We start from the raw sequence: 11,591 nt of genomic DNA on the forward strand, positions 1-11,591 counted from the left end.
CTAGAAACAAAAACTAAAAAGAGGCTTCTATGAATCAGGATCATTCCTATTTCGCCCTTCATATCAATCCGCTCCATAGCACCAATGAATTATCCGTACTTTTCAGTGGAGAAGGCAAGCCTATTCCTCTGCATAAAATGGGACCTGCCGTGCATGATTATTACCTTATCCATACCGTGCAAGCGGGAGAAGGCACGTTCGTGATGCATAACTGTACTTACCGGTGCTCTGCCGGAGACACCTTCGTTATTTATCCCGGAGAGTTGTTCAGTTATATCGCAGATAGCGATCATCCCTGGCACTATACATGGGTTGCCTTTTCAGGCCGCGCTGCAGGAACCTTGCTTTCGCAAATTGGCGTTTCCCCCCAACAGGCCGTCATTTCGGGGAGCAACCCCCGCTCTATACGTCATTATTACCGACACATTCGCTCCAGCTTTCAGCATTCTGACACTCCTGTGCTTGAGGATATGGAATCCGCTGCTTGGCTTCGCCTCTTAATCCGGGAACTCGGGCGCATGAACAGCCACCAGATTGCCGTTAAACCAACGACCGAAACTGACATCGAGCGTCAGGTCGGACAAGCCATCCGATACTTAGAACTGCAATACACACAGCAGGTATCTATTGAGGAACTCGCACACACACTAGGCTATCACCGTACGTATTTATGTAAAATGTTCAAACAATCTACAGGCTTAGCCCCTATGCAGTATCTGTTAAAAGTTCGCATGGAACGGGCAAAACAGCTGTTAGAGACGTCCATGACCATTGACCAAGTAGCGGCTTCTGTCGGATTCAACGATGCCCTCTATTTTTCCAAACAATTTCGCAAATGGAGTGGAGCAGCACCTTCGGTTTATCGCAAGGAACATAAAGTCTAGTAGGTTTTCTCTATGAATTCTCATCTATATGGAAAAGAAAGCCTCCGATCCCTCAATTTTCGTTTGGGACCGGAGGCTTCTTTATTAGAGGGCTTTAATAACTAATGCGCTCAATGTAATAGGACCAATAACAACAGCTGTTAGACCTGCAGTCAAAGACTCAATAGATAACGTATAGCCATGAGATCCTGCTGGCGGGTTCACATCGATTGCTTGAATTGTCGGAACATAGTATTTCTCAAAAGCAGATTCTACACCTAGTCGTGCATAGTAAATAACTTGACCATCGCGGAAAATTCGGAATAATACACTTCCTAAACCTACATCTCCTCTTAATCCAACTGTTGCTTTCAATTCTACAACTTGAGGATGTGTGGCTGGAACATTCACTCTGACTTCCGCAAGTCCTACTCCTGCCGGAGTTAAGGGGACAGGAATTTGCACCCCATCTGTAACGGGCGTAACTGTAACACCAAAGTAACTTTCAACAAGGTTTGTCATGCTTTTTTCATCTCCTTTTCTTGTAAGATAATATATTGTATGAAGTTGGTAGATTAATAGATTGGACAAAATAATCATCTTTGAAATTATCCGCATAAAAAAACTGCTGATAAGGACTAATCCCTATCAGCAGTTTTTTCGTATGATTAAATTTCAATATCAACAATCAAACTATCTTCTCTACCTACTTCTCTAATATATGCTGCAACCGCTTGGTGCTCCGGATTTGGACCGTATGCCTCAAGCGCTGCTCTATCCTCAAAACGTACAGATAAAACAACCTGGTAGCCTTTGTTCTTCTCTGAGAAGTTAATGCCCGCTTGAATATCTACGATGCCTGTTAGATGCTCTTTTAACGCTTTAAATCTATCAACGACTTCCTGGAGCTGCTCCTGTGTCGTTGTTTCACCGAATTTAACAAGTACAATATGATCGATCATGATATAAATCCTACTTTCCCTAAGCTGGCTTAGTGTGTTTATGATTAACGTTCAAATAAGCTCGGAAACCGAGATTAACGTCTTTAATCATATCAGGAAGGCGTGTACACGTCGATATGGAGCTTCTACTTCGAAGCAAGCTCAGCAATCTGAGCTGACAGCAGCACATGTGGACCTATCTGGCCTGACTTTGCAGATTTAATTAATCCCATGGCGATCGTTTTCGCATGGATGGGCCGATAAGTCCGAAGTCCACCGATCATAAGCGGGGAAATGGCTCGCGACACCACACTCCCCCATTTCTCACCCCGTCGAGTCTCATCTCGATCACCTAGAATGAGTGAAGGACGGAGCATGTAAAGCGCACGCAGCTTTAGCTCTCTAAGGCCCTCCTCCACTTCTCCCTTTACCCGGTTGTAGAAAATCGTGGATTTTCGGTTCGCTCCCATCGCAGTCACAATGGCAAATGCATCTGCCTTACCCGCACTAGCGATTTGACCCAATTTCAAAGGGTACGCCAAGTCTACTTTCCGAAATTGCTCTTGGGATCCTGCCTTTTTAATCGTCGTACCCAGCGTGCAAAATACATGTGCATGTTCCATGTCAGACTGTTCAATAACAGCCCCCAAATTGTTAAAATCGGTTACAATTTGAACCAATTTCTCACTTCCGCTGATATGACTAATTTGCATATTTTTACGAACCAGTGCAATCACTTTCGTGTATGCTTGATCTTCTAAAAGCAGCTTGATCAGCTCACGGCCAACTAATCCGGTACCACCTGCTACAATGGCCGTCATTCCCATATGAGCCCTCCTAATTAAACTTCCCAATCGTTTCTCAGCTTCTCATAGAGCTGGGCTAAATATGCGGCAGGATCCAGTGTAAATCCTAGATCATGGCCTAACTTCTTAGCAAAATGTTGAGCAATCGGTACGGCTAACTCCTGTAGTCTTACATTGTGCATCGTCGGTATTCGCTCGACCCAAGCTTGCAAAAGCTGCCAATCTCCCGCAGTGACCTCTTGTCTTTCGGCTTCCTCTATCTCAACAGTGAGGATGGGGAAATTCTTTTTGGAGATTGCCTTGTCGATATGTTTTCGACGTTTCATTCGCTCAAAACGAGCTTCAATCACAACAATGGTTCCGGCAACCATATCACCGATGCGCTTATCTTTTGAACTAAAGATGATACTAACTGCACCTAGGAAGTAGAAAGTTGGCATCATATCCAGCAAACGAAACAAGTTGCGAATTAAGATCGATAATAAGGTTGCAGACTGTCCGTTATTTTGAAGCACGCGAAGTCCTAGGATTCTTTTCCCAGGCGTTTGCCCTCCCATGAAGGCTTCCGTGCAAACGAAATAGCCTAAGTTCACTACAATCCAAAGAATGATGGCAATCGCGATCAAATAATCTGCAAGGGCAGGCAGCCAATCACCCGAATATAACCTGCTCATCAAAATAGCGAATAAGAATAAAAGGCCATTCATCACAAGCAAAATCAAACAATCAAGTAGATGTGCTATCGCTCTGCTGCCAATGCCTGCGGTTTGGAATTGCAATTGCACCTGCTCAGGTGTAACGATGGTTAGTTCTTTATCCAGAGACTCGTTCATAGCATCTCCCTATGATTTCAAAATTATGGTAACGAATGTCATTGATATGCTAAAATGAACAAGCAAAACTCGGAGATAATGCTTACGATGCTGCGAAAGCCCCAAGCTCATGCTTACGAGGCAAGTTTTCTATGAAAACTCTAAGGAGGTCCTCCCATGAATATCTCGCGCTTTATTCGAGAACATAAATCGCAATGGACAGAGCTTGAGCAGCTGCTGATTAAGCTAAATAAACGGAAGAGCAGTTTGCAGGCCAGCCATGTGAATCGATTCACTGAACTTTACAAAGTCGCATCCGCTCATCTTGCTACCTTACAAACTCACATGCCTACGGATGAGACAACCCTATATTTGAATCATCTCGTATCTCAAGCCCATAATGCGATGTATAAAGAAAATAACAAAAGCAGTAAACAGATGAAGGAGTTTTTCCTTCACTATTTTCCATCGCTAATACGCGTGAGAAGTATTTTTGTGGGCTTTGCCTTTTTCTTATTTTTGCTTGGTGGGCTGCTGGGCTTTCTATCCGTATGGAACGATCCGTTAAATCTGTCCATGATCATGCCTGGGGCAATGGCCGACAGTATTGACCCTTCCAAAACAGCCGATCCACGCGGCGACCTGCATTCCCCACTCGTATCCACAGCCATCATGACGAACAACATTCGGGTCGCTGTTCTCGCCTTCATAAGCGGTGTAACGCTTGGGATCGGAACTATCTATTTAATGATAAGCAACGGACTTATTGTAGGAGCTTTGGCTGCGGTCTTTATGCAATCTGGGAAAAGCTATGTATTCTGGGCCTACATATTGCCGCATGGCATTATTGAGCTTACCGCTATTTTCATCGCAGGCGGCGCCGGCTTATATATGGGCTATCGATTCTTCGTTCCAGGACCCTATCCGCGCAAGCTGCGTTTTCTGGAGTCGGCCAAGGAATCCGCCCAGCTCCTGATCGGCACAATTCCTTTATTCATCATTGCAGGGATTATTGAAGGTTACATTACACCGTCCACGATGTCCCTTGAGGTTAAATATCTCATAGCCGGAGTGACTTTATTGTTACTCGGACTCTATTACGGATATGGCATAAGCAAAACATCTAAACAAAAACAATTAATGCTATAAACGATCTCGTGATTTCAAATCCAAATACGCATTAACAGCACTAAGCGTCAGCTGGTCGGCAGGGACATCCATCACTGGGATGCCTCGGCCGGCCATTTTATTTACATAGGCATAACGGTCAGTCGTAAATTGGTGGGCAATACTTTGCCGATAAGCCTGGCGGCTGTCTTCGGCACGAATACGCACCCATTGATGAAGAAGCGGATCCTGCAAGGACAAGAGCAGCACATGGTGACCTCTGCGCAACCGCTGCACATAAGGCAGCAACTCTTGATCATACAGATAACTTTCCATATCGGAAAATAGCACGACAAGTGAGCGTTTTTTCAGAAAACGCAGCACATGAGAGAAGGCGATCTGTGTGTTAGATTCCACGAAATCCGTACGCAGATCATAAACTGCCCTCGTCAACTCCTGAAGATGGGAAAGCCCTTTTCCAGCTGGCACGTACACTTTCACTTGGCTTGCGTAAGCAATTAACGCAACCTGATCCCCTTGTTTAAGGGCTACGGCAGCAAGTGTTAATGCAGCTTCCAGTGTCCGATCAAGCTTCACTTGTCCCTCAAGCTCGATAGCCATTTGCCGACCACAGTCCAATACTAGGGTCACGATCTTCCCTTTTTCCGGCTGAAAAAGATTCGTCATCAGCTTCGTCGTCCGAGCAGACGCCTTCCAATTGATATGCCGAATATCGTCGCCTTGCACATAATCACGAATATAGTGAAATTCGGAGCCGCTGCGCTGTTTTTTGAAAAGTCGCTGGCCTTCTAATATTAATGCATCCTGTACAGCGCCTAGTACACCTCGTACCTGAGTTAAATCAGGATAGATATCAATCTTATCTACTTGTTTCAATCGCACCTGCTTCTTCCAAAGACCCATGCCTCCGGAGTAGCGCAAGTATACGTGTTCGAAGACGTATTCCCCTCTTTCGAGAGCCAACGTTGTATAAAAGAAAGAGGCTAAGGTTCCTCGAAACGCACCACTCATATGATTGCGGACCATACTGAATGTTTGGGGCAAATGATCCATTAATTCAACGTAAACAGTCGGCTGTTCCTCGGATTCAAGCTCAAGACTCACCTCAAAGCTCTTTCTGACATCCATCTGCTCCGGAAGTTGACGTCGGATTCCCCAACTACTGCGTTTAGGGAGCAGCAAAAGATCTACGCCACTAAGCACGCAAAGCAGGGCATTCCAGCTCCAGAATACAGGTAGGGCGGCATCAAATATGGAAGCTATTAAGGTGACTACAGCACCTACGAGTACGAGTAAAATGAATCGGTTCGTTGGCAGGATAAAATCCTGAAGCAGGAATTTATCGAGGAACCGGAATAGAGCCGAGCGTCTCTTGGATGATGTGGTCACTTGTTCCGCCCTCCAATTCCGCTTGCGGTGTTAACAGCAGTCTGTGCCGCAGCGCAGGTCGCGCTACAAGCTTAATATCATCAGGCGTAACATACGTTCGCCCATCCAATAAAGCCCAAGCTTTACTTGCCATCAGCAAGGCAATTCCTGCCCGAGGACTTGCTCCCAGCTGTACGCGTTTGGACTCGCGGGTTTTGCGAATAATTGTGGCAATATAGGTGTATAAGGATTCCTCCACGACAACATCGGAAAGCCGGCGCTGCAGCTCGGTGATGCGTTCTGGGGTCAGAATAGCCGCGAGTGACTCCTCTTGAAGCTGCTCAAATGGTACGTGGCGGCGAAGAATTTCTACTTCCGCTTCTTCACCAGGATAATCAAGCACTAGCTTAAACAAAAAGCGATCGAGCTGCGCTTCTGGAAGTGGATAAGTACCTTCGTATTCAACGGGATTTTGGGTGGCTACGACAAAAAACGGATTGGGCAGCTTATATGTGTTCCCCTGAATCGTGACTTGGCGCTCTTCCATCGCTTCTAGCAGAGCCGCTTGTGTCTTCGGTCCGGAACGGTTAATTTCATCGGCTAACAGAACATTTGTGAAAATAGGACCTTGAATCGTAGTAAATGAATGATCCTGCATATGATAAATGACGCTGCCCGTAATATCACCGGGCATTAGGTCTGGCGTAAATTGAATACGGCGGTAGTCGCCGCCTGATAATTCCGCAAGGGTGCGCGCCATCTTGGTCTTTCCGAGACCCGGCACGCCTTCAAGCAGTACATGCCCCCCTGCCAATAGGGCGGTTACGAGCAGCCTTATGTTCAGCTTTTGGCCGAACAAGCGCTGCTCCATCGATTGGATTAATTCATTCATTGCGCTCACTCCTTCTCCAAGTAGGCGATCATCTCGCCCATCTCCCGCGTTCGCTGTACGAACGCCCCACTGCTCACGCCCCGCTGCTTCGCAGCGCGGGGCCCGACAGAGCCGCCGCTAGCAGGCGGCTCCTCCAGCAGGCGCGCGAGCTGCGCCGCCTGCGCCTCGGACATCCGGCCGCGCGCAGCTTCCGCGGCCTGCAAAGCACTTGCGCTGGGGCTAAGCCCCCAGCGCTGATGCAGCAGCTGCCGCAGGAACAGCTGCTGGTGCGCAAGCGCCTCGTGCTGGTAGCCGAGGCGCTCGTACCAAGCGGCGACGGCGTGCACGCCTTCGTCGCCGCGGCGAACCGTCCACGCCCGCGGCGTGTAGACGGGGCCAAGGCGCTTGCCGCGCAGCCAGAGCCACAGCAGCAGCGCAAGACCAAGCTGCACGCTCGCGAGCACGAGCCACGCGGGATAGACGGCGAGCAGCCCGGGCTTCGTCCCGAAGCCGTGATGGGTCTCATCGACCCACACGGCGTCCCAGGACTTCGCGAACAGCGGCCAGATCAATTCGAAATGGGACTCCTGATCAATCGTCCCATTCTGCATCCAGTTCGGGGTCAACACCACGGTGATGCTGCCCGAACCTTCTTCTATACGGCTGGCGAGCACGCCGTGTTCATCTTCGAACAGCACCCGCCCGTTTCCACCGGGCTTAATCCGGTACGGTGTATCCACCCGCCCCGTCAGCAGCCCCTCTGCTCGCGTATAATCCGGCGAGACCTCAATCGTCGAGACAGATGCACTTTCTTTTGAACTCTCTTCTGTACTGTCTTTCGTACTGTCTTTCGTACTGTCTTTCGTACTTTCCTTCGTACTTTCTTCCGTACTTTCTTCCGTACTGTCTTTCGTATTGTCCCTCATTCTCTTTTCCGTACTTCCCGTCCCAATTTCCCCCGTCAACACAGTCCCCCAAGGCTCCCACCCTTCGGGATTGCGATCAAACAGAACCACGTCATTACCCTTCCGAACCCAATCCAGCAGCTGCTCGCGATCAGCCTTGGTTACACCAAACGGCTGTGTGGCAACCAACAGCATCTTTTCACCATTCGGCAGGTTTTTCCAGCTCAATCGCCATTCCTTTACAGCCTTCTGCTTCGTACTCAGCAGCTCTTTCCAAGCTTTCGTGCCGTCAATATCCGCTGAGAAGGACAGATAAGGAGGTTGATCTGGAAGCTTTGGCTTCACTAGCCAGCAGCCTAATGCGAGAAATAGCAGGATACTGAGTGCTAGTCCCACATGCAGCTTATTCAGCCCTCTCATGTGCAGTCCCCTCCTCCCTGCCGATAACACGGGCAACCTGTTCAAACATGGAAGTGAACTGCTCTTCTGTTACAACTTCCTTGCCGTACCAAATACGCTCAAACAAAAGCGAGCTATCATGGAACAAAGGGACTAGGGAAGAAGCTGAACTTCCCAGCTCCTCCGCATACTCCCAGTTCGTCTTCCACTTCTCCACACGAATCATACGTTTAGCTTCCATAAAGAACAGAAGCGACAGAAAGACCGAACGCACGCCCTCTCGCAAGTCACCAGTTCCCCTTAACTCCGCTGCTTGCTGCCAATAGAAGCGATAAGAACGGCTTATTTCCCCTACAGGCAAGTAAGCATCAGAGCGGATTCTCTTTTGCCAAATCATTTGCTTCACGAACCAATAAATCGCGAATGCAGCAATTCCAAGAAGTGTAACGACAACACCAATGGTTAGCCAGTCCGTTACCGAATCAGAAACTTGAAAATCTGGCAGCCAGCTCCGTATTTTACGAAAAAGCTGCTTCAACCATGCCCAAAACGAACTGTTCTCTTTAATCTCATATGCCGTGTATTCGCTTTGATTTAAGATTTGTTTTAATTGCTCTTTATCCTCTTGCAAAGAATTCTCTAAAGCTGCATTAATCATTCTTTTTATCCAAGTCTATCGGACGAAGATCTTCAAAAGTATCAAACGGCTCCAGTTCTTCCGCTGATTCAGTTGGAGAAGTTTGTAGGGTACTTTCAATCAACGATTCTAGCCCTAGACCCTCATTACGAACCTTGAGATCGAAGAAGCTAACTGCATAAGGCAGCACCCATAGAGGTGTAACCAAGATTGAAATTAAACTTTGCAATAACTGCCCACCAAGTCCTAAACCAAAAATTGCAACAATAATCAAATCAATGACGGCTAGGAAAAGATACAAAATGAGCGTAAGTACAAAATACATCAGAAATAAGCGCCAGAAGCTCTTGCGAGTCAACTTCCAACTGCGGCCTAGACCAATAGACTCTTCATCCATCGCGACAAAAGGCAAATAATAACACCAGCGAATAAAAAAATAGGAGAAGGTAAAGATCGCTCCAAGACCAAGGATGACGAAGAATATGACGGATAGTACAACTGCACCTCCACCCAATCCTCCTACCGAACTGGATAAGTTTCCTCCTATTGCAAAGACGATAACAAAAATGACAATAATAATTGCGAGACCTATGTATATTCCGAACATGATAAGTGCATCCAATAACGTGCTTCCTGCTAATGGCCAAAATCGGCGGAAAGATTTGCGCAATAACCCCCCGACTCCCGGTGTCTCTTCGCCGAAGAGGCTTGCTTTAACAAGATGTAAGACGGAAGCTACCGAAGCTGGCATAAGGCCAAGAATCATGATTGGCATAAGAACCAGCAAGAAGAATAGTACTTTCCCTACGTCTATCGGCGTCTGTTTATTTTGCATGAAAGCACCGGATCCAAACAAATCTTGCATGGATGCTCCGCTGCGGATCTGGTCAAGAATGGATGATGGCGTACTTACCGCTGTCTCTTGATACGTAAGCAGTTGCTCTAGTAAGTAAAATGGACCATACAAGATCAGCATGATAATTGTCAATGTCACAAAATGCTTTCGATACAACTGGAAACTGCGATCTAAGATTCTTCCAATTCCCATTGGTCTTAATGATGCGTTTTGCATGGTAAACCCCCTAAATGTTGGTAATTCAAATACTCTCTGACTATTATACACCAAACCCTCCAATTCCTGACCATCAAATTCTACACAAAAAAAACTAGATCAATACCCATCATCGATCTAGTTCTACTCTATTTCTTCCACCAGATTTCGCGCGATAGAGGGCATGATCTGCTCTGGAAACCATATCTTCAAGCACCATCGTACCGAACTCCAGTGTAGGTGAATATTCTGCTATGCCTATACTCGCTGTAAGATGTACGGTAACCTGCTCATCCAAGTAGGGTTCTTCCATGATATGTCGTCTCAGATCTTCTGCTAAGCTTACACTTTCTTGGGCATTTTTACGCAAGGCAAGCAGGATAAACTCTTCGCCTCCATAGCGTGCAACAATCGTATCTGTTCCCGAATGCCGCTGTAGTATAGAAGCAACGTGATGTAGGACGCGATCACCCACCAAATGCCCATAGCTATCATTGATTTTCTTGAAATGGTCAATGTCGAACATCATAACGGAGCACGTTTGCCCTGCAGCAATACAGGCTTGAAGCTGTTTATTTCCTTCCTGCATCATATAACGGCGATTATGAATCTCTGTCAATTGATCTACCAATGCGGAATGCTCCAGTAAAGAAATATTCGCTTTGAGCTTGTTAGACATGAGGTTGAATGTATTGACCAACTGTCGTAATTCAATCGGAGCCATTCGAATTTTATCCGCATCAATCTGGTAATCATAGTTCCCGTTCTGAATAATTTTGGTACCGCGAAGCAAGTATCGAATCGGCCTCTCCATTCTAGATGCAATCGTAATGGCGGCAACGATACTGAGAATAAGTGCAATAAGTGAAATGATAATAATCGCAATGCTTAATTGATTTAATTTCTGAAACACTTCTCTCTGTGTGATCTCACCTACGACAATCCAGCTTTTTCCCGTAGACCATTTATACTGACCATATACCCTTTCACCGCGAAATCCGATGTAAGAATCATTTGAAGTGCTCCCTGTCTTCGCTCTTTGCACAATTTCAGTTTTCATCGGGACATTGACGAATTCTTCGCTTTTTCTTGTATCACTTGAGGCAGTGACAATATTCCCGTTCGAATCCAACACATAGACTTCCCCTGTTTCACCAAAACTTAGCTGCTTCATTAAACCGTTCAGCATTTCCAGTGTGACTATTCCCAGCACAGCACCTTTGAAATCATTATGGTCGCCAAGCACGGGGGCTGAGAACGTTATGATGGGTTTTCCAGAATCTTTGGATATAATAACGCCGGAGATAAAGCTTTTCTTCTCAAGCGCTTGTTTAAAATACTGCCTATCTCCAACATAATACGAAATAGCTGGATCTGCAGAACGGATAAACCCGTCTTTTTCCACGTAAGCAATCGATACGAATTCAGAATTAACTCGTGAATAATCTTGAAATTCTCTTTTCAACTCGCCTATTTCATGGAATTTTGCATGGTCGGATAAGGCAAAGCGTTTAATTGTATCCAGTTTTTCCTGATTCCATCTTTCGATATACAGACTTTGCAAGGTGATGACTTGCTTTAACTGATTCTCAGCTTCATCTAAACGATCTTTCTTCTCTATAAAATAAAAAGGGACAATAATTGAAAAGGTAAGTGTCACAATGACAACAACGATCCATAATTGAAACCTCATTTTTATTGTTTGATTAGTAAAATAAGAAAACATGGGTCTCATAAAGATTTTGGCTCCTCTTCATCCCTTATTTCCTCATTATACCCTTATATTAGGACAAGAACAGACATTTTTCTC

Annotated in this window: 12 protein-coding genes; 2 read left to right on the forward strand and 10 right to left on the reverse strand. The window is 46.1% G+C overall.

What is annotated here, in order from left to right; genetic code table 11:
• The first annotated feature begins 29 nt into the window (after positions 1-29).
• Positions 30-884 (forward strand): AraC family transcriptional regulator, encoded by an 855-nt coding sequence (locus ASD40_RS35695; protein ID WP_057307877.1) that lies wholly within the window; start codon positions 30-32, stop codon positions 882-884.
• 84 nt (positions 885-968) lie between these two features.
• Here the strand turns inward: ASD40_RS35695 and ASD40_RS35700 are convergent, their stop codons facing one another.
• The 4 genes from ASD40_RS35700 to ASD40_RS35715 all read right to left on the reverse strand — a co-directional run bounded on the left by ASD40_RS35700 (position 969) and on the right by ASD40_RS35715 (position 3,443).
• On the reverse strand, positions 969-1,385 hold the full coding sequence (locus ASD40_RS35700; protein ID WP_057307878.1) for a hypothetical protein: 417 nt from the start codon (positions 1,383-1,385) through the stop codon (positions 969-971).
• A 146-nt stretch (positions 1,386-1,531) separates the two neighbouring features.
• Positions 1,532-1,825, reverse strand: coding sequence for a Dabb family protein (locus tag ASD40_RS35705; RefSeq protein ID WP_057307879.1), 294 nt, complete (start codon positions 1,823-1,825; stop codon positions 1,532-1,534).
• A gap of 125 nt (positions 1,826-1,950) precedes the next feature.
• A complete protein-coding gene (locus ASD40_RS35710; RefSeq protein WP_057307880.1) occupies positions 1,951-2,631 on the reverse strand; it encodes an NAD(P)H-binding protein in 681 nt (226 codons plus the stop codon).
• 14 nt (positions 2,632-2,645) lie between these two features.
• On the reverse strand, positions 2,646-3,443 hold the full coding sequence (locus ASD40_RS35715; RefSeq protein WP_057307881.1) for an RDD family protein: 798 nt from the start codon (positions 3,441-3,443) through the stop codon (positions 2,646-2,648).
• 156 nt (positions 3,444-3,599) lie between these two features.
• Here ASD40_RS35715 and ASD40_RS35720 point away from each other — a divergent pair, with 156 nt between their 5' ends.
• The gene (locus tag ASD40_RS35720; protein WP_057307882.1) at positions 3,600-4,571 is read left to right on the forward strand and encodes a stage II sporulation protein M; all 972 of its coding nucleotides are present in this window, start codon (positions 3,600-3,602) and stop codon (positions 4,569-4,571) included.
• Here the strand turns inward: ASD40_RS35720 and ASD40_RS35725 are convergent.
• From ASD40_RS35725 to ASD40_RS35750, 6 genes are all read right to left on the reverse strand, one after another.
• The gene (locus ASD40_RS35725) at positions 4,566-5,939 is read right to left on the reverse strand and encodes a DUF58 domain-containing protein (protein ID WP_063860469.1); all 1,374 of its coding nucleotides are present in this window, start codon (positions 5,937-5,939) and stop codon (positions 4,566-4,568) included. The genes ASD40_RS35720 and ASD40_RS35725 overlap by 6 nt on opposite strands.
• Positions 5,890-6,810 carry an AAA family ATPase gene (locus tag ASD40_RS35730; protein ID WP_057307883.1) on the reverse strand — a complete coding sequence of 307 codons (921 nt, stop codon included), beginning with the start codon at positions 6,808-6,810 and terminating at the stop codon, positions 5,890-5,892. Before ASD40_RS35730 ends, ASD40_RS35725 begins: the two co-directional genes overlap by 50 nt.
• Before the next feature lie 5 nt (positions 6,811-6,815).
• Positions 6,816-8,114, reverse strand: coding sequence for a DUF4350 domain-containing protein (locus ASD40_RS35735; protein WP_057307884.1), 1,299 nt, complete (start codon positions 8,112-8,114; stop codon positions 6,816-6,818).
• Positions 8,098-8,751, reverse strand: a complete 654-nt coding sequence (locus ASD40_RS35740; RefSeq protein WP_057307885.1) for a DUF4129 domain-containing protein — start codon at positions 8,749-8,751, stop codon at positions 8,098-8,100. The genes ASD40_RS35735 and ASD40_RS35740 overlap by 17 nt, the downstream gene beginning before the upstream one ends.
• Positions 8,744-9,802 carry a hypothetical protein gene (locus tag ASD40_RS35745; protein WP_057307886.1) on the reverse strand — a complete coding sequence of 353 codons (1,059 nt, stop codon included), beginning with the start codon at positions 9,800-9,802 and terminating at the stop codon, positions 8,744-8,746. The genes ASD40_RS35740 and ASD40_RS35745 overlap by 8 nt, the downstream gene beginning before the upstream one ends.
• Positions 9,803-9,911: 109 nt before the next feature.
• On the reverse strand, positions 9,912-11,516 hold the full coding sequence (locus ASD40_RS35750; RefSeq protein ID WP_057307887.1) for a sensor domain-containing diguanylate cyclase: 1,605 nt from the start codon (positions 11,514-11,516) through the stop codon (positions 9,912-9,914).
• Positions 11,517-11,591: the final 75 nt, after the last annotated feature.

This window comes from Paenibacillus sp. Root444D2 (assembly GCF_001426375.1).
In the GTDB taxonomy this organism is placed as follows: Bacteria; Bacillota; Bacilli; order Paenibacillales; family NBRC-103111; genus Paenibacillus_E.

Coding starts and splice junctions, on each gene's coding strand:
- ASD40_RS35695 (WP_057307877.1), top strand. CDS start 30: ATGAATCAGGATCATTCCTATTTCGCCCTTCATATCAATCCGCTCCAT.
- ASD40_RS35700 (WP_057307878.1), bottom strand. CDS start 1,385: ATGACAAACCTTGTTGAAAGTTACTTTGGTGTTACAGTTACGCCCGTT.
- ASD40_RS35705 (WP_057307879.1), bottom strand. CDS start 1,825: ATGATCGATCATATTGTACTTGTTAAATTCGGTGAAACAACGACACAG.
- ASD40_RS35710 (WP_057307880.1), bottom strand. CDS start 2,631: ATGGGAATGACGGCCATTGTAGCAGGTGGTACCGGATTAGTTGGCCGT.
- ASD40_RS35715 (WP_057307881.1), bottom strand. CDS start 3,443: ATGAACGAGTCTCTGGATAAAGAACTAACCATCGTTACACCTGAGCAG.
- ASD40_RS35720 (WP_057307882.1), top strand. CDS start 3,600: ATGAATATCTCGCGCTTTATTCGAGAACATAAATCGCAATGGACAGAG.
- ASD40_RS35730 (WP_057307883.1), bottom strand. CDS start 6,810: ATGAATGAATTAATCCAATCGATGGAGCAGCGCTTGTTCGGCCAAAAG.
- ASD40_RS35735 (WP_057307884.1), bottom strand. CDS start 8,114: ATGAGAGGGCTGAATAAGCTGCATGTGGGACTAGCACTCAGTATCCTG.
- ASD40_RS35740 (WP_057307885.1), bottom strand. CDS start 8,751: ATGATTAATGCAGCTTTAGAGAATTCTTTGCAAGAGGATAAAGAGCAA.
- ASD40_RS35745 (WP_057307886.1), bottom strand. CDS start 9,802: ATGCAAAACGCATCATTAAGACCAATGGGAATTGGAAGAATCTTAGAT.
- ASD40_RS35750 (WP_057307887.1), bottom strand. CDS start 11,516: ATGAGACCCATGTTTTCTTATTTTACTAATCAAACAATAAAAATGAGG.